This window comes from Corynebacterium gottingense (genome assembly GCF_007559235.1).
Classification (GTDB): Bacteria; Actinomycetota; Actinomycetes; order Mycobacteriales; family Mycobacteriaceae; genus Corynebacterium; species Corynebacterium gottingense.
In genome coordinates this window covers 90,092-106,984 of the sequence record NZ_VMHH01000001.1, presented here as the reverse complement: position 1 = coordinate 106,984, position 16,893 = coordinate 90,092, and the positions used below count along the sequence as shown (strand labels likewise).

Genomic DNA, 16,893 nt, shown 5'->3' with positions numbered 1-16,893 from the left:
CTGTACACCTGTAACACCCGCGTCACCGAATAAAGAAAGCTGAAAACACCGAATGTCTACGCTTGAAATTAAAAACCTGCACGCCAACGTCTTGCCCACGGAGGAAGGTCAGGAGCCGAAGCCGATCCTCAAGGGCGTCAACCTGACCATCAAGGCGGGCGAGACCCACGCAATCATGGGCCCGAACGGCTCCGGCAAGTCCACCCTGGCCTACACCCTTGCGGGCCACCCGAAGTACGAGGTCACCGAGGGCGAGGTGCTGCTCGACGGCGAGAACATCCTGGAGATGGAGATCGACGAGCGCGCTCGCGCCGGCCTCTTCCTGGCAATGCAGTACCCGGTCGAGGTCCCGGGCGTGTCTTCGTCCAACTTCATGCGCTCCGCCGTCACCGCGGTGCGTGGCGAGTCCCCGAAGCTGCGCGAGTGGGTTGCTGAGCTCAACGCCGCCCGCGAGTCCCTGCAGATGGACGCCTCCTTCTCCGAGCGCTCGGTCAACGAGGGCTTCTCCGGCGGCGAGAAGAAGCGCCACGAGGTCATGCAGCTCGCGCTGATGAAGCCGAAGTTCGCCGTCATGGACGAGACCGACTCCGGTCTTGACGTTGACGCGCTGCGCATCGTCTCCGAGGGCATCAACAAGTACCAGGAAGAGACCAACGGCGGCGTCCTCATGATCACCCACTACAAGCGCATCCTCAACTACGTCCAGCCGCAGTTCGTGCACGTGTTTGCTGACGGCAAGATCGTGCAGACCGGCGACGCATCGCTGGCAGACCAGCTCGAGGCAGAAGGCTACGAGAAGTTCATCTAATGGGATACGTCAACGACAACGGAACACTCAACGTGGAGGCGATCCGCGCGGAGTTTCCGATCCTGTCGCGCACCGTGAGGGACGGCAAGAAGCTCGTCTACCTCGACTCCGGTGCGACGTCGCAGCGACCGGAACGCGTGTGGAACGTCGAGCGAGACTTCGTCCTCAACACCTTCGCGCCGGTGCACCGCGGCTCCTACCAGCTTGCTGAAGAAGCCACGGATGCCTACGAGACGGCGCGCGATGCCATCGCGGCGTTCGTCGGCGCGGACGGCCACGAAATCGCGTTTACAAAGAACGCGACTGAGGGACTCAACCTCGTCGCCTATGTGCTTGGCGACGAACGCGCGGGCGATCTCGCGGTACGTGAAGGCGACACCATCGTCATCACCGAGCTTGAGCACCACGCCAACCTCGTGCCGTGGCAGGAACTCGCCGAACGCACTGGTGCGACCCTGAAGTGGTACGGCATGACGCCGGACGGGCGGATCGATCTGGACTCGCTCGAACTAGACGAGACCGTCAAAGTCGTGGCGTTTACGCACCAGTCGAACGTCACCGGTGCTGTCGCTGACGTGGACGAGCTGGTGCGCCGCGCGAAGGCCGTCGGCGCGTTGACGGTGCTCGACGCGTGCCAATCGGTGCCGCACATGCCGGTCGACCTGCACGCGCTCGACGTTGACTTCGCTGCATTCTCCGGCCACAAGATGTGCGGTCCGTCGGGCGTCGGCGCCGTGTACGGCAAGGGCGACATTCTCAATCAGCTGCCGCCGTTCCTCACGGGCGGCTCGATGATTGAGATTGTGAAGATGGAAAAGACCACCTTCGCGCCGGCACCGCAGCGATTTGAGGCGGGCACCCAGATGACCAGCCAGGTCGTGGGGCTAGGTGCCGCAGTCGAGTTCCTCAACGAGGTCGGCATGGACGCCATCCATGCCCACGAGCAGGAGCTCACCGCGTACGCGCTCGAGCAGATGCAGGGCATCGGGGGGCTGCAGATCGCGGGGCCGCTCACCGCAGAGCGGCGCGGCGGGGCGATCTCCTTCACCGTCGACGGCGTGCACCCGCACGACCTCGGTCAGGTGCTGGACTCCGAAGGCGTGGCAATCCGCACCGGGCACCACTGCGCGTGGCCTGCCCACCGCGGCCTGAACCTGCAATCCACCTCGCGCGCAAGCTTCTACCTGTACAACACGAAGGAAGAAGTGGATACGCTGGTGGCAGCGATTGGCAAGGCGAAGGAGTTTTTCACACGATGAACCTTGAATCGATGTACCAGGAAGTGATCCTGGACCACTACAAGAACCCCCAGTACGCCGGGCTGCGCGAGCCGTACGAGGCGGAAGTGCACCACGTGAACCCGTCCTGCGGCGACGAGCTGACGCTGCGCGTTCAGCTGTCCGAGGATGGGAAAACGGTGGAGGATGTTTCCTACGATGCGGCCGGTTGCTCGATCTCGCAGGCGTCGACAAGCGTGATGGCGGAGGAGCTGAAGGGGCTCCCCGTCGAGCAGGCGATGGAGAAGCTGGGGTCGTTCGAGGAGATGATCACCTCGCGCGGCACCATCGAGGGCGACCCGGCGCTGATTGGCGACGGCGTTGCGTTCGGTGGCGTGGCGAAATTCCCGGCGCGCGTGAAGTGCGCACTGCTCGGGTGGAAGGCCTTCGAGGCGGCAACGCACGAGGCCCTGGAGAAAAAGGAGAGCTAGGACATGGCTGAAGACAACGTCAACGAACAGACCACTGCGGCCGACGCTGACGCTGCCAAAGGCGGCTCCGCGTCGAACTTCGGCGGCGCGGGCGAGCGTCCGCCCCAGACCGATGCACAGCTCAAGCTGGCCGGAGAGGTGGAGGAGTTCCTCCGCGACGTGATCGACCCGGAGCTGGGGATCAACGTCGTCGACCTCGGCCTGGTCTACGACCTGTGGATTGAGGAGCGCGACGGCAAGACGATTGCGTGCATCAACATGACGCTCACCTCGCCGGCATGCCCGCTGACAGACGTGCTCGAAGAACAGGCGCAGCAGGCCGTGGTGGGCAACACCGAGGCGGACGACATCGTGCTCAACTGGGTATGGATGCCGCCGTGGGGCCCGCAGATGATTACTGAAGAGGGCCGCGAACAGCTCCGCGCCCTCGGGTTCGCTGTGTAGCACCCCTGAACGTCCCCCTCACGGTTCGCGCCGTGAGGGGGACGTTTTGCATTGCTGCCCCTGCTGACCCTGCGGTGTCGATTTGGGGGTGCTTGCTACAGTGATCCCGTGATTGTCACCAATGATCTCGAAGTCCGCGTCGGCGCTCGCACGCTCCTGTCTGCGCCCGGCCAGCACCTGCGCGTGCAGCCGGGCGACCGTATCGGGCTGGTGGGGCGAAACGGCGCGGGCAAGACGACGACCATGCGCATCCTCTCGGGGGAGACGGAGCCCTACGGCGGTTCGGTGACGCGCTCGGGCGAGATCGGCTACCTGCCGCAGGACTCCAAAGAGGGCGACATCGAGCAGACCGCACGCGCGCGAGTGCTTTCCGCCCGCGGCCTCGACCAGATCCAGCGCTCGATGGCCAAGCAGCAGGAGATCATGGAGACCACCGACGGGGCGGAGCGCGACAAGGCGATTGCCAAGTTCTCCCGCCTGGAGGAGCGGTACCAGGCGCTCGGTGGCTACGAGGCGAACGCGGAGGCGGCGCAGATCTGTGACAACCTCGGCCTGCCCAGCCGAATCTTGGACCAGCAGCTGAAGACCCTGTCGGGTGGCCAGCGCCGCCGCGTGGAGCTCGCGCAGATTCTCTTCGCCTCGCGCCAGGGGTCGGGCAAGTCGCAGACCACGCTGCTTCTCGACGAGCCCACGAACCACCTCGACGCCGACTCGATTAGCTGGCTGCGCAACTTCCTGTCCAAGCACGAGGGCGGCCTCATCATGATCTCGCACGACGTCGAACTGCTCGACGCCGTGTGCAACAAGGTCTGGTTTCTCGACGCCGTCCGCGCCGAGGCGGACGTGTACAACATGGGCTTTGCCAAGTACAAGGACGCACGCGCGCTCGACGAGGCGCGCCGCCGCCGCGAGCGGGCCAATGCGGAGAAGAAAGCGTCTGCGCTGCAGAAGCAGGCGGCAAAGCTCGGTGCGAAGGCCACGAAGGCAGCTGCAGCGAAGCAGATGCTCGCGCGCGCCGATCGCATGATGGAGCAACTCGATGAGGTTCGGGTGGCAGACAAGTTTGCGTCGATTAGCTTCCCTGAGCCCGCGCCGTGCGGCAAGACTCCGCTGCATGGCAAGGGGCTGACCAAAATGTACGGCTCGCTCGAGGTCTTCGCCGGGGTTGACCTGGCGATTGACAAGGGCTCGCGCGTGGTCGTGCTTGGCACCAACGGCGCGGGTAAGACGACGCTGCTGAAGCTGCTGGCAGGTGTGGAGCGCACTGACGGCGAAGGTGGCCTCGTGTCGGGTCACGGGCTGAAGATCGGGTACTTCGCGCAGGAGCACGACACGATCGACGGTGACAAGAGCGTCTGGGAGAACACCATCGAGGCCTGCCCCGATGCCGGCCAGCAGGACCTGCGGGGCCTGCTCGGCGCCTTCATGTTCTCGGGTGACAAGCTCGAACAGCCCGCTGGCACCCTCTCCGGTGGTGAGAAGACGCGCCTCGCGCTCGCCACGCTTGTCTCGTCCCGCGCCAATGTGCTGCTACTCGACGAGCCCACGAACAACCTGGACCCGCAGTCGCGCGAGCAGGTGCTTGACGCGCTCAAGACCTACACCGGGGCCGTCGTCCTGGTCACCCACGACCCGGGGGCGGTGCGCGCGCTCGAGCCGGAGCGCGTGATCATCATGCCCGAGGGCGATGAGGACCTGTGGAGCGATGAGTACATGGAGATCGTGGAGCTGGCGTAGCGGGATGAGTTCGCCCGGCTAGACTCGCTGGTATGACGAAGAACAATGACCTCATCACCATGTTCCGCGACGCGTGGAACGCCATGTCGAGCGACCAAAAGACCATCGTCGGCATGCTGGCCGCCATTGACGCACTCGGCAAGGCGCTTGCGCTGCGCGACCTTGCGCGTGCGAAAGACGGCAAGGTGCGCGGCCCGAAGTGGCTGTGGGCGCCCATCATTGGCGCGGTGAACACGCTTGGCTGGGCGGCCTACTTCCTCATCGGGAGGAAGCGCCACTAGTTCCTAAAACCGTGCACCGGCGCCGGGATGAAGCCGCCGCGCCGGATCATCTCGGCGCTGCCCTTCGTGTTCACCGGAATGACCGGCGCGTAGCCGAGCAGTCCGCCGAAGTTCACCTCGTCGCCCGGCTTGGTGCCCGGGACTGGGATGAGGCGTGCGGCGGTGGTTTTATGGTTCATGATGCCGATCGCGGCCTCGTCGGCAATCATGCCCGCGATGGATGCTGCGGAAGTGTCGCCCGGGATGGCGATCATGTCGAACCCGACGGAGCAGATCGAGGTCATGGCCTCGAGCTTGTCCATGGAAATCGAGCCGGAGCGGACCGCGTCGATCATGCCCTGGTCCTCGGAGACCGGGATGAAGGAGCCGGACAGGCCACCGACGCGGGAGCAGGCCATCATGCCGCCCTTTTTCACCGCGTCATTGAGCAGGGCGAGCGCCGCCGTAGTGCCGTGGGTGCCCACCTGCTCGAGCCCAATGTGTTCGAGGATGTGCGCCACGGAGTCGCCGACCTCCGCTGTCGGGGCGAGCGAGAGGTCGACGATGCCAAACGGCACGCCGAGTCGTTCGGCGGCCATGTTGCCCACGAGCTGGCCGGCGCGCGTGATCTTAAACGCGGCCTTCTTGATCTCCTCGGCGATCTCGTTGAGTGAAGCCCCCTTGAGCGGGGTGATCGCGTTGTCCACGACGCCCGGGCCGGATACGCCGACAGAGACGACGGTGTCCGGCTCCTCAATGCCGTGGAATGCGCCAGCCATGAACGGGTTGTCTCCCACGGCGTTGGCAAACACGACGAGCTTCGCGCAGGCGATGGAGGACTCGTCCTTGGTCAGCTCGGCGGCCTCCTTGACTACCTCGCCCATTCGCGCCACGGCGTCCATGTTGATGCCGGCGCGCGAGGTACCCACGTTCACGGAGCCACAGACCGCCTGGGTCACGCTCAGCGCCTCGGGGATCGAGTCGATGAGCCGGCGGTCCGAGGACGTCGCACCCTTTTCCACGAGCGCGGAGTAACCACCGACGAAGTTCACGCCGAGCTCCGACGCCGCCTTGTCCAGGGCACGTGCGATGTCGACCGGGTTTCCATCCACGCCGGCGGCGACGAGCGAGACGGGGGAGACGGAGATGCGCTTGTTCACAATCGGGATGCCAAGCTCGCGCTCGATGCCCTCGCACACCTCGACAAGGCGTGCGGCACGTGCGGTGACGCGGTCGTACACCGCCTGGCAGGTGGCGTCCATGGTGGAGCGGGTGCAGCCGATGAGTGAAATGCCCATGGTCACGGTGCGGATGTCCAGGCGGTAGTCCTCGATCATCTTAATGACGTCGAGGATGTGGTTGGATTTGAAGTCGAAGTCTGTAGCCATCGCGCCGCCCCTAGATTTCGTTCATCGCGGTGAACAGGTCCTCAGACTGAATGCGCACGACCACCCCGAGCGCGTCGCCCACTTGCGTCAGGTGATCCTGGAGTTCGCCCATATCCGGGGTGTCGTCCGGCAATGCGACGCGCATGACCATGGTGAAGTAGTTATCCATGAGCGTCTGCGAGACGTCGAGAATGTTCAGGTTGCGCTCTGCTGCGGCGCCCGCGACTGCGGCGATGATGCCAACACGGTCCGGGCCGGTAGTCGTAATAATTGCGTGCATGAGGGACCATCATAGTGGCACGTACGCACGCGGGTGAGAGTTGCGCCACAGCAACGCAACTTCGAGTTGGCTACGGTGGATTACATGACTGATTCAGCGAACACCCCCAATGCTTCTGCACCCCAACCGTTTGCCACCACGGCGTCGGAAACACCTGAGCGCACCGCGCGTGTACTCGTCATAGGCGCGGGTGGTCACGTGAGCCGCCACTCGGTGCCGCTGCTGGTCCAGCAGGGCCACGAGGTCACCGGCCTTGTACGCAATCCCGATCACGTCGCCCGCATCGAGCAGGCGGGAGCGCAGGCAAAGGTGCGCGACATCACGGAGCTCACCGTAGAGCAGTGGGCGGCGCTGCTGTCCAAGTTCGATGTCGTGGTGTGGTCCGCGGGAGCGGGTGGTAGTTCTGCCGAGGCGACCTACGCTGTGGACCGAGACGCGGCGCTGCGCGTCGTGGAAGCGCTCGAGCAGCTCACCGAGCACACGCCCCGACTCCTCATGGTGTCCTACGCGGGCGCGCGCTTCGCCACCACGGATGATGACGGCGCGTGGTACGCCTACGTCGAGTCCAAAAAGGCGGTCGATGTGCGCATCATGGAAAGCGACCTCGAGCAGGTCATTCTTGGTCCGGGCATGCTCGTCGACGGTCCCGTGCCCGGCTACGCCACCATCGATCTCGAGGGGGACGACGCTCAGGGCCACCCGCAGACCTCGCGCGAGCTCGTCGCCGAAGTCATCGTCGAGCTGGCTGGTCGCGACAGCGTCAAGGGGATTGCAAACCCGTTTGAGTTCCAGAACGGGCAGACCCCGGTGCGCGAGATCGGGCGCTAATCCGCCGCGGGACTCCCTACAAGGTTCCTGCTACACCTTCGGCGCGTGGGCCGGGCTGCGATCGAAGCAGTATTGCGCAAAGTTCCGCAGGATCGCGTTGGCCCAGGCGACGTCGTGGTTGGGCAAGTCGGCGACGATCCGGGCGTAGTCCTCGGCGGGGAAGTACCCGTAGTTGTAGAAGAAGTCCATCCGGGTGTGCATCGCGGCGGCGTCCATTTCAGCGTGGAACTGGGTGGCCCACACGTGGTCGCCGTAGCGGACCATCTGGACGGGGCAGGTAGGTCCGGTGGCGAGGACGGTGAGCGCCTCCGGGAGGCTGTCTTCATCCGGGTTCTCGGTGTGCCCGGTGAGTGCTGTGAACTGCTTTGTGGCGCCACGCAGCAGCCTGTCGCCGCGGCCGGCTTCCGTCAACGCAACGCTCGTCGGGCCTGAGTTCTCCGGGTGTGTGTGGCCGACGGTGCCACCGAGGTGATCAACCAGCCACGAGATGCCGAAGCAGACGAAAAATACTGGTAGGCCCGATTCGACCACGCCCGCGAGCACGTCGTTAATGTGGCGCTGCCACGGTGAGTATTCGGCGTTGCTGACGTTGAGCGAGCTGCCGCCGATGATGATCCCGCTAATGGTCTCCAGCGAGCCAACTTCCTCGTCAACCCGGTCCAGGATCTTGAGCTCGACGTCAACCTCGCTCAGGCCGGCGGCGTTGAGGACGTCGTGGTATTCGGCACGCGCGATCTCGGGTGCGAGCTCGCCTTGTCGGAGGGAGAGGAAAAGCAGCTTGGACATAGCGGTAATTCTATACCGCTTGGTCTATTTTTCACTAACCGGCTTACGGACCGACTGCTCGACGAGCGAGAGCATGGCCTCCAGGCGCTCGACTGGCTCGCCCGCAGCGAGCTTGACCACGAATCCTTCGAACACCGTCTCCAGGTAAGTCTGGACGACGTCGATGGAGACGTCCTCGCGCATGGCTCGGTTGGACACGATGCGATCATGGACAGCTTGGTCCAGAACCTCTTGGTGAGCGCGCCACCGTTGCTCAAACTCCGGGTCGGTGCGGAGCTTGCGGACGATCTCCGCGCGGGTGACAAACCAGTCGTTCTTTTCGCGGTGGTGGAGCATGTCGCGCATCACCTCGACCAGGCCCTGGTTGCTCACCACCGCCGCCTGCCGCTCCGCGTCCTCGCTCGCGATGGCGAGAAACAGCGCTTCCTTATCCGCAAAGTGGTGGAAGATTGCCCCGCGCGTCTTGCCCGTAGCCTGTTCGAGCTTGGCCACGGTAGCGCCTTCGAAGCCGTAGTGGGCGAAGCAGAGCCGAGCGGCATCAATGATTTCTTGGCGCCGACGTGCGAGTTCGCCTTCGCTGACGATGGGCATGCGCGGTGCAATCCTTCCTGTAATAGGGGGTGTGTACTGAATAATTCGGTGGTGAGAAAACGAAGAGGGGCACCCGGGCGGGAAGCCCGGGTTACCCCTCTCCAGGGTCAAGGAGTTAGTTCTTGACCATCTGGCGCAGCACGTACTGCAGGATGCCGCCGTGGCGGAAGTACTCTGCCTCACCAGGCGTGTCGACGCGGACAACTGCGTCGAACTCGACCTTCTCGCCGCCGTCCTTCGTTGCTGCAACGTGGACGGTCTCCGGGATCGTGTCGCCGTCGTTAAAGGCGGTGATGCCCGTGACCTCAAAGGTCTCGGTGCCGTCGAGGCCCAGGGAGCCGTGCGACTGGCCCGCGGGGAACTGCAGCGGCAGCACACCCATGCCGATGAGGTTCGAACGGTGGATGCGCTCGAAGGACTCCGCGATGACGGCCTTCACGCCGAGCAGGTTGGTGCCCTTTGCGGCCCAGTCACGGGAGGAACCGGTGCCGTACTCCTTGCCGGCGATGACCACGAGCGGGATGTTCTTCTCTGCGTAGTTCATCGCGGCGTCGTAGATGTACGCCTGCGGTGCACCCTCCTGGGTGAAGTCGCGGGTGTAGCCGCCCTGCTCGTCCACCAGCTCGTTGCGCAGGCGGATGTTGGCGAAGGTACCGCGGACCATGACCTCGTGGTTACCACGACGGGAACCGAAGGAGTTGTAGTCGTGGCGTGCCACACCGTGCTCGTCCAGGTAGTTCGCCGCCGGGGTGCCCGGCTTGATGGAGGAAGCAGGGGAGATGTGGTCGGTGGTCACGGAGTCGCCGAGCTTGGCCAGCACGCGTGCGCCGGCGATGTCCTCGACTGCCTCCGGCTGCTCCGGCATACCGTCGAAGTACGGAGCCTTGCGGATGTAGGTGGAGTCCTCGTTCCAGTCGAAGGTCTTGCCCTGCGGGATGTCCAGGTTCTGCCACTGCTCGTCGCCCTTGAACACGTCGGCGTAGTCAGCCTCGTACATTTCGCGGGAGATGATGCCGGAGATGGTGCTCTCGATCTCCTCGGTGGACGGCCACACGTCCTTGAGGAAGACGTCGTTGCCGTCGGCGTCCTGGCCGAGCGGCTGGGCGTCGAAGTCGAAGTCCATGGTGCCGGCAATGGAGTACGCGATGACCAGCAGCGGGGAGGCCAGGTAGTTCATCTTCACGTCGGGGGAGATGCGGCCCTCGAAGTTACGGTTACCGGACAGGACCGCGGTGGCGGTCAGGTCGTACTCGTTGATGGCGTCAGAGACCTCGGTCGGCAGCGGGCCGGAGTTACCGATGCAGGATGCGCAGCCGAAGCCGGTGAGGTAGAAGCCGACTGCCTCAAGATCCTTCCACAGGTCGCCGCGCTCGTAGTAGCCGTCGACAACCTGGGAACCCGGAGCCATGATGGTCTTGACCCACGGCTTGGCGTGCAGGCCCTTTTCAGCAGCCTTGCGTGCGAGCAGCGCAGCGCCGACCATGACGGACGGGTTGGAAGTGTTGGTGCAAGAGGTGATTGCAGCGATGGCAACCATGCCGTGGTCGAGGGTGTACTCGCCGCCCTGCGGGGACTCGACGATGACCGGCTTGGAAGCGCGGCCCTCGGCGCCGTCAGCGGCGGACTCGCCGTGACCCGGCCAGGACTGGTTGTAGTCCACGGTCTCGGACTTCTCGGCGCGCACCGGCTCGGTGACGTCGTTGCCAGCGGTGTTGTAGTCCGGCAGCTGGGTGCGGAAGGTGCTCTTGGCCTCGGAGAGCAGGATGCGGTCCTGCGGGCGCTTCGGGCCGGCGATGGACGGCACGACGGTGGAGAGGTCCAGCTCGAGGTACTCGGAGTACTCGGCCTCCTCGGCGTCCTGCTCCAGCCACATGCCCTGTGCCTTGGCGTATGCCTCGACGCGGTCGATGTCCTCCTGGTCGCGGCCGGTCAGCTCGAGGTAATTGATGGTCTCCTCGTCGATCGGGAAGATCGCGCAGGTGGAGCCGAACTCCGGACTCATGTTGCCGATGGTGGCGCGGTTTGCCAGCGGGATCTGCTTGACGCCGTTGCCGTAGAACTCGACGAACTTCTGCACCACGCCGTGCTCGCGGAGCATCTCGGTGATGGTCAGCACGACGTCGGTAGCGGTCACGCCGACCGGGATCTCACCGGTGAGCTTGAAGCCGACAACGCGGGGAATGAGCATGGACACCGGCTGGCCCAGCATGGCCGCCTCTGCCTCGATGCCGCCGACGCCCCAGCCCAGGATGCCCAGGCCGTTCTCCATGGTGGTGTGGGAGTCGGTACCAATGCAGGTATCCGGGTAGGCAAGGCCCTCGTTGTCAAAGACGACGCGGGAGAGGTACTCAATGTTGACCTGGTGGACGATGCCGGTTCCCGGCGGAACGACGCGGAAGTTGGAGAAGTTCTCAGCACCCCAACGCAGGAACTGGTAGCGCTCCTCGTTGCGCTGGTACTCGATCTCGACGTTCTTATCCAGTGCAGCGTCGGAGCCAAATGCCTCGATGATGACGGAGTGGTCAATGACCATCTCGGCCGGGTTCAGCGGGTTGACCTGGTCCGGGCTGCCACCGAGGTCGCTGACTGCCTCGCGCATGGTTGCAAGGTCGACGACGCAGGGCACGCCGGTGAAGTCCTGCATGAGGACGCGGGCCGGGGTGAACTGGATCTCAATCGACGGTTCTGCCGACGGATCCCAGTTGGCGATTGCCTTGATGTGGTCTTCGGTGACGTTCTTGCCGTCCTCGGTGCGCAGCAGGTTCTCGCCGAGCACCTTCAGGGAGTAGGGCAGCTTCTTCATGCCGTCAACCGCATCGAGGGCAAAGTAGTCGTAGGACTTACCGCCGACCTCGAGGGTCTGCTTAGCGTTGAAGGAGTTCTTGCTTTCAGCCACAGTGAGCTCCATTTCTCGTCGTAATGCAAATCTGGGAACTATGACACGTGATGGTCAACCAATAATGATATGCGACCTCTCACGGTTCCGTCGCCATAGTAACAGTACGGTCGTTATGTTTTGCGCTAGGGCGCGCTTATCGACGCCCCGGAGCATCCAAATCCCCTCATCCGCGGGGGCAAACGCACCCGGATAACCAAAGCACCTGGGCAAACGCAGCGACGGCGAGGGCGGAGCGCGCTCACTCTGGCCACACTGCTTACCCCCAAATGCGTGGTAGGTTTCCGGCTGCGTGTTGGAAGACCGGAGCGCAAAGGGTGACGGCGAGCCGATTACACTCCGTAACGACGGCGAATGCGAGCGGAAAGGGACGACGTGATTCCAGTAGACGTTGACATGGCGAGTCTGGAAGCCCAGCTCCAGGAGGATGGGATCGCCTTTGGGACGGAAAACCCCGTCAACGTACCGCTCGAAGCCGCAATGCGCGACGCGCTGACGCAAGCACCGTCCGGCGACATGGGGGAGGCCGGGCTCGTGGTGCTTGAGCAGACCCCACCGCAGATTGCAGACCTTCGCGACGTCGCACAGGACCTCCTCAATGGCACCGGTTATGACACAGTCGTGGTCCGGACGCCGAACGCCGCTATCGCGGTGAGCGATTCGCTCAGCCGGGCGGCGATCGAGCGCGGGCAAACTGCGATGGTGGCCCAGCCTGATTACTCGCAAGGGGTCGTCGCGTTCGCGGAGGCGACGCAGGGGCACTCCGTGGCGTGGGGGATTGCCGTTGGAGCGGTGGTGCTCGCTCTTGCGTGCATCGCGGTGTTGTCCGCCTGGCGCGCACGCCGTTAGCCACTCCCCACTACGTCAAGCCCTTTGCCTTGACGGTTTTGCTTTGCACCGAGGGTCGCACAGCCGCATCGCGATCCCGGCGCAACGGTCATGGCGACCTATTCCCCCTGCCGGAAAATGTGTCGAACTTCACACTACTTGTTCGTATCGACTATATCTGCTGTACCCGGCGCTATCGGGTCATGTGAAATGCCTTGACTGCTGTGGTTTTTGGTAAAGATTGTGCAACAAGTTGATTACGTGTCGTATGGTCTTGCTGTCGGCTCGTGAGCTGAATGCAACACCAATCGTTTCAGGCCTTGCTCCTTGACTGAACTCGTCATTCGGTAAAGGCCCCGGTTCGGGCATGTGGGGAAGCACGCCAAGAACCAGGCCGGTAACGAAGGTGGGGCTGAAGGCTCGCGTGCCTGCATCAGTAGTCAACCCATTAGGGCTGCGCGTCAAGGCTGCGGGCTAGTCACCTGCGGCGGTGAATCGTCGAGAAGCACTTTGCTCCTCGCTTGATTTGTCATGCCTGGGCGCGCGGCGTGAGGAGCCCCATTCCGTGGTAGAACCATCGAGGTTCACCCGGTCGGGTCGCGCGCGCATTGCGCTCGGCACGATCGCGTGTTCCACAACTCTGTCTCTCGCGGCGACGCTGGTCACCCCAGTGGCAACCGCGCAACCTGCGTCCATGACGGAGCTGGTCACCAGCATCTCGCAGGCGCAGTCCAACATCGATGACCTGAACTTGAACATCGGCGACCTGCAGGAAAAGGTCAATCAGGCGCTCGTGGACCTCAAGGACGCCCAAGGCCGGGCCGAGCAGGCTCGCCAGGGCGCAGAGGAAGCGAAGAAGCGCCTGGAGGCCTCGGAACACGCCGTCGAGGAGGCGCGAGCAGCGCTCGACGAGGTCACGCGGTCGCAGTACCGCGGCGCCGGCCAGAGCGGCGGGCTCGACATGGCCACCAGCGGTGACGCGCAGAAAGACGTGCTCGACCGTTCGCTGTACTTGCGCCAGCGCAGCGACGAACGCCGGGCGAAGCTCGACGAGGTCGAGCGCGCACGCACCGAGGCGGCCAACGAGGCGTCGATCCAGCGCAAGGCGAGCCAGCTCGCCGAATCGACCGCCAGCGAGGCGGAGGCCGCGGAGGCCGAGGCCCGCGAGCTGCTCGACTCCACCAGCGAGGCCCTGGCCGAGCAGCGTCGGGAGCGTGATCGGGCGCAGTCCGAGTTGGACAGCGCTCAGGCGTCGTTAGCCGAGCAGCGCCAGGCGTCGGGATCGGCCACCCAGACCGGTGCGAGCGAGTCCGGTGGCCCGACTGTGGCGGCGGAGTCAGGCGAGACGGCGGCACCTGCGACCTCCCAGACGGCCGAGTCGGAGGGGTCGCAGCAGCAGTCCACGCAGGGCCAAACCGCGCAGCCGCGCATCGAGGCGTCCGCTGCCGCCCCCGAGCAGCAGGTCACTGCTGATGAGGTCCCCGAGGACGTGGTGCTTCGCGTCGAGCAGCACGCGGCGGACATCGATCCCTCGGTCGCACAGCTCAGCTCGGAGACGGTCGCGCAAGCCCTCACCAACGCCGCCGCAGCGAACGGGGAGAGCCTGCAATCGGAGCCGGAGGCAGGCGCACCCGACGCGGCAGCGCCGTCCTTCAGCGGCATGTCCAGTGACCTGAACATCTCCGAAGACACCATCGCCGCGGCGGCAGGCATCATCGCCGCCGCCGCGATGGTTGGCGCGACCCAAGCCAACCACACAAGCCTGGAAAGCCCGTACGGCTCCTCGAGCGACAGCGAGGTCATCGCGGCATTCGCCGGCGGGCTGAGCGACGCGCTCGGCGCCGGTGGGGCCGCGCAGGTGAACCAGACCTCGGACGAAGAATCCGCATCCACTGGCACCACTGACAATCTCAACTCCGTGCTCCCGGAGGTCGACTCCGCAGCAACGGTCTCGGACACGATTCAGAGCGCCGTGAGCAAGGCCAGCGGCTCGCAGAGCGCCTCTAGCTCCGGTTCCATCGAGACCGTGATCGCCCGCGCCCAATCCGCCATCGGCACCCCGTACGTGTGGGGCGGCGGTGACGCCAACGGCCCGACCACGGGTGTGGACGGCGGCAGCCAGGCGGGCTTCGACTGCTCGGGCCTCGTGCTCTACGCCTTCGCTGCGGTAGGCATTTCGCTGCCCCACTACACCGGGTACCAGTACCAGCGCGGCACCCAGGTGCCGGCGAGCGAGGCGCAGCGCGGCGACCTCCTGTTCTGGGGCCCGGGCGGCAACCAGCACGTGGCCATCTACCTTGGCGACGGCACCATGATCGAGGCCCCGCAGGCCGGGCAGAACGTGCAGATTTCCCCGGTGCGCTACTCCGGAATGGCCCCGAACGCGGTGCGTTTGCTCTAGGCAGCGAAGCGGTGTGACGCCGCGGATTGCCACCGCACTACCATCAGTGGCATGAAGCTATCTGACTACGATGCACTCCTCGTCCTTTCCTTCGGCGGCCCCGAAGGAAAGGACGAGGTTATTCCGTTCTTGGAGAACGTCACGCGCGGCCGGGGCATCCCCAAGGAACGGCTGGCCACCGTCGGCGAGCACTACTTCCACTTTGGCGGTGTGAGCCCCATCAACCAGCAGAACCGCACGCTGATCGCCAACATCCGCGCCGAGCTGGAGCGCCGCGGGATCGAGTTGCCCGTTTATTTTGGCAACCGCAATTGGCACCCGTTTGCGGAGGACACCGCGAAGCAGCTCGCCGCAGACGGCGCGCGCCGCGTCCTCGTCTTCGCCACGAGCGCGTGGGGCGGCTATTCCGCCTGCAGGCAGTACGACGAGGACATCCAGCGCATGCGCGAGGTGGCACCCGAGGTCGAGTTCACCAAGCTGTGGCAGTTCTACGGCAACGAGGCGTTCATCAACCAGGTTGCGGCAGGCCTCAAGGAGGCGCTCGCGCAGGCACAGGGGAAGGACTACCGGGTGCTGTTTACCGCCCACAGTGTGCCTACGGCGGCCGATGTCGCCTCGGGCGGCCCCGATAACGCAAACCTCTACTCCCGGCAGATTGCGGAGGCCGCGCGGCTCGTCGCGGAGCGCGCCGGCGCGCCCGACTACGAGGTGGTCTGGCAATCTAGGTCGGGCAACCCGGCCACGCCGTGGCTCGAGCCGGATGTGGTGGACCGGGCGGAGGCGCTTGCCGACGCCAACGTGCAGCACCTCATCTGCGTCCCCATCGGGTTTATTACGGACCACATGGAGGTCGTGTGGGACCTGGACACTGAGCTGCAGCACGCCTGCGACAACCGCGGGGTCACGATGGATCGCGTCGCGACCGTCGGGCTGACTCAGGAGTTTGCGTCCATGGTCGTCGACATCGCGGAGGCAGTCGCCCGGGGCGAGCAGCCAGCGAGCCTGTCGACGTTGACCGTCCAGGGCTGCACCCGCAACGGCGCCCCGTGCTGCGAGGGGTGCTGCGAGCCGCAGAAGCGGCCCGCCCGCGCGCTCAACGGCTAAGCGCCGCCGGTGAACCCCGCGTACTCGCGCTGGTAGTCCACCACCGCGTCGGCGACGCCTGCCATGCGGGCGGTGCGGATATGGCGCCACAGCGCGAAGAGCTGAGGGTCGAAGGAGTGATCGTCCAACCGGTCGGTCACCGTCTCAATGATCGCCGCCACCCGGTCAGCGCGGGCGAACAGCTTCGCGGCGCGCGGCGTGACGCCCGCGGGCAAGCCGGGCGTGTCGTAGAAGTCCGCGAGCGTCCCCACGGTCAGGCGCGGGTTGGGGAGTTCGCGAAGCGCTTGGTTTGCGGGGCTCGCGGAGCGCGTGGCGTCGATAAGCACTGCTGCCTGGTTGGTTGCCTGGGACAGGAGCGCATCGGCCTCGCCGGGGCTGAGCCACGCGGGCTCCGGGAGCCGGCGGGATTCCTCGAACCACCGCCAGCGCACGGACGGGCCGGCGTACTCCGGGACGAGGATGTGCGATTGGTCCGAGCCGCGGACCACGATCGCACCGGCCGGCGTGAGGGCTTCCATGGCGGGGCTGCCCGCGATGAGCCCGGCGGCCTGGCCCGGACCCCAGAGGATGAGGCGAACCGCTGGACCCGGGGTGTCCAGGTCGGCGGCGGCGCGGACGTCGCGAAGCAGCGGCAACAACGGGCCGCCGAGGTATTCGTGGGTGCCGCCGAGGTCGCGCAAGGCGTCCATGGTTTCGTCGCTGGATTCGACGTTGTACAGCCATGCGGCGAGCCACACGGCGGTGTTCTGGAGCGGTGAATAGACCTCGGCACGAGTTTGCATCCGGGGTATCCTAACAGGAACTGGGGGTTGGGGAAGATACACTCTGGTCACT

The 16,893-nt window shown here is 65.1% G+C and carries 16 protein-coding genes; 10 read left to right on the top strand and 6 right to left on the bottom strand.

Annotated elements, in window-relative coordinates:
* The first annotated feature begins 52 nt into the window (after positions 1 to 52).
* The 6 genes from sufC (at position 53) to FPH17_RS00500 (ending at position 4,978) form a co-directional block, all read left to right on the top strand.
* Positions 53 to 808 carry a Fe-S cluster assembly ATPase SufC gene (gene sufC / locus FPH17_RS00525; protein ID WP_095276490.1) on the top strand — a complete coding sequence of 252 codons (756 nt, stop codon included), beginning with the start codon at positions 53 to 55 and terminating at the stop codon, positions 806 to 808.
* On the top strand, positions 808 to 2,067 hold the full coding sequence (locus FPH17_RS00520; RefSeq protein ID WP_154878287.1) for a cysteine desulfurase: 1,260 nt from the start codon (positions 808 to 810) through the stop codon (positions 2,065 to 2,067). The genes sufC and FPH17_RS00520 overlap by 1 nt, the downstream gene beginning before the upstream one ends.
* Positions 2,064 to 2,516 (top strand): Fe-S cluster assembly sulfur transfer protein SufU, encoded by a 453-nt coding sequence (gene sufU, locus FPH17_RS00515; RefSeq protein WP_154878286.1) that lies wholly within the window; start codon positions 2,064 to 2,066, stop codon positions 2,514 to 2,516. Before FPH17_RS00520 ends, sufU begins: the two co-directional genes overlap by 4 nt.
* A gap of 3 nt (positions 2,517 to 2,519) precedes the next feature.
* The gene (locus FPH17_RS00510) at positions 2,520 to 2,960 is read left to right on the top strand and encodes a metal-sulfur cluster assembly factor (RefSeq protein ID WP_095536171.1); all 441 of its coding nucleotides are present in this window, start codon (positions 2,520 to 2,522) and stop codon (positions 2,958 to 2,960) included.
* 108 nt (positions 2,961 to 3,068) lie between these two features.
* Entirely contained in the window at positions 3,069 to 4,697 is a 1,629-nt protein-coding gene (locus tag FPH17_RS00505; RefSeq protein WP_095554897.1) for an ABC-F family ATP-binding cassette domain-containing protein, read from the top strand.
* A gap of 32 nt (positions 4,698 to 4,729) precedes the next feature.
* Positions 4,730 to 4,978, top strand: a complete 249-nt coding sequence (locus FPH17_RS00500) for a PLDc N-terminal domain-containing protein (protein ID WP_238397079.1) — start codon at positions 4,730 to 4,732, stop codon at positions 4,976 to 4,978.
* On the opposite strand, the gene FPH17_RS00495 is transcribed toward FPH17_RS00500, so the two are convergent.
* Complete coding sequence (locus FPH17_RS00495; protein WP_154878285.1) at positions 4,975 to 6,345, bottom strand: PFL family protein; 1,371 nt, start codon at positions 6,343 to 6,345, stop codon at positions 4,975 to 4,977. The two genes, FPH17_RS00500 and FPH17_RS00495, sit on opposite strands and share 4 nt — an antisense overlap.
* Before the next feature lie 10 nt (positions 6,346 to 6,355).
* Positions 6,356 to 6,625, bottom strand: a complete 270-nt coding sequence (locus FPH17_RS00490) for an ACT domain-containing protein (RefSeq protein WP_154878284.1) — start codon at positions 6,623 to 6,625, stop codon at positions 6,356 to 6,358.
* 84 nt (positions 6,626 to 6,709) lie between these two features.
* On the opposite strand from FPH17_RS00490, the gene FPH17_RS00485 reads away from it, so the two are divergent.
* Positions 6,710 to 7,453 carry an SDR family oxidoreductase gene (locus FPH17_RS00485; RefSeq protein WP_154878283.1) on the top strand — a complete coding sequence of 248 codons (744 nt, stop codon included), beginning with the start codon at positions 6,710 to 6,712 and terminating at the stop codon, positions 7,451 to 7,453.
* 30 nt (positions 7,454 to 7,483) lie between these two features.
* On the opposite strand, the gene FPH17_RS00480 is transcribed toward FPH17_RS00485, so the two are convergent.
* The 3 genes from FPH17_RS00480 to acnA form a co-directional block, all read right to left on the bottom strand.
* On the bottom strand, positions 7,484 to 8,239 hold the full coding sequence (locus FPH17_RS00480; RefSeq protein ID WP_154878282.1) for a glutamine amidotransferase-related protein: 756 nt from the start codon (positions 8,237 to 8,239) through the stop codon (positions 7,484 to 7,486).
* 24 nt (positions 8,240 to 8,263) lie between these two features.
* Entirely contained in the window at positions 8,264 to 8,830 is a 567-nt protein-coding gene (locus tag FPH17_RS00475; RefSeq protein WP_095276521.1) for a TetR/AcrR family transcriptional regulator, read from the bottom strand.
* Between the two features lie 115 nt (positions 8,831 to 8,945).
* Positions 8,946 to 11,726, bottom strand: coding sequence for an aconitate hydratase AcnA (gene acnA, locus FPH17_RS00470; protein ID WP_203085490.1), 2,781 nt, complete (start codon positions 11,724 to 11,726; stop codon positions 8,946 to 8,948).
* A gap of 396 nt (positions 11,727 to 12,122) precedes the next feature.
* Here acnA and FPH17_RS00465 point away from each other — a divergent pair, with 396 nt between their 5' ends.
* The 3 genes from FPH17_RS00465 (at position 12,123) to FPH17_RS00455 (ending at position 16,059) form a co-directional block, all read left to right on the top strand.
* Positions 12,123 to 12,575 (top strand): Rv1476 family membrane protein, encoded by a 453-nt coding sequence (locus FPH17_RS00465; RefSeq protein ID WP_154878280.1) that lies wholly within the window; start codon positions 12,123 to 12,125, stop codon positions 12,573 to 12,575.
* A gap of 544 nt (positions 12,576 to 13,119) precedes the next feature.
* The gene (locus FPH17_RS00460; protein WP_154878279.1) at positions 13,120 to 14,955 is read left to right on the top strand and encodes a DIP1281 family NlpC/P60 protein; all 1,836 of its coding nucleotides are present in this window, start codon (positions 13,120 to 13,122) and stop codon (positions 14,953 to 14,955) included.
* A 51-nt stretch (positions 14,956 to 15,006) separates the two neighbouring features.
* Complete coding sequence (locus FPH17_RS00455; RefSeq protein ID WP_154878278.1) at positions 15,007 to 16,059, top strand: ferrochelatase; 1,053 nt, start codon at positions 15,007 to 15,009, stop codon at positions 16,057 to 16,059.
* Here FPH17_RS00455 and FPH17_RS00450 read toward each other — a convergent pair.
* Positions 16,056 to 16,841: an Rv1486c family protein gene (locus FPH17_RS00450; protein WP_154878277.1), complete on the bottom strand. Its 786-nt coding sequence runs from the start codon at positions 16,839 to 16,841 to the stop codon at positions 16,056 to 16,058. The genes FPH17_RS00455 and FPH17_RS00450 overlap by 4 nt on opposite strands.
* Positions 16,842 to 16,893: the final 52 nt, after the last annotated feature.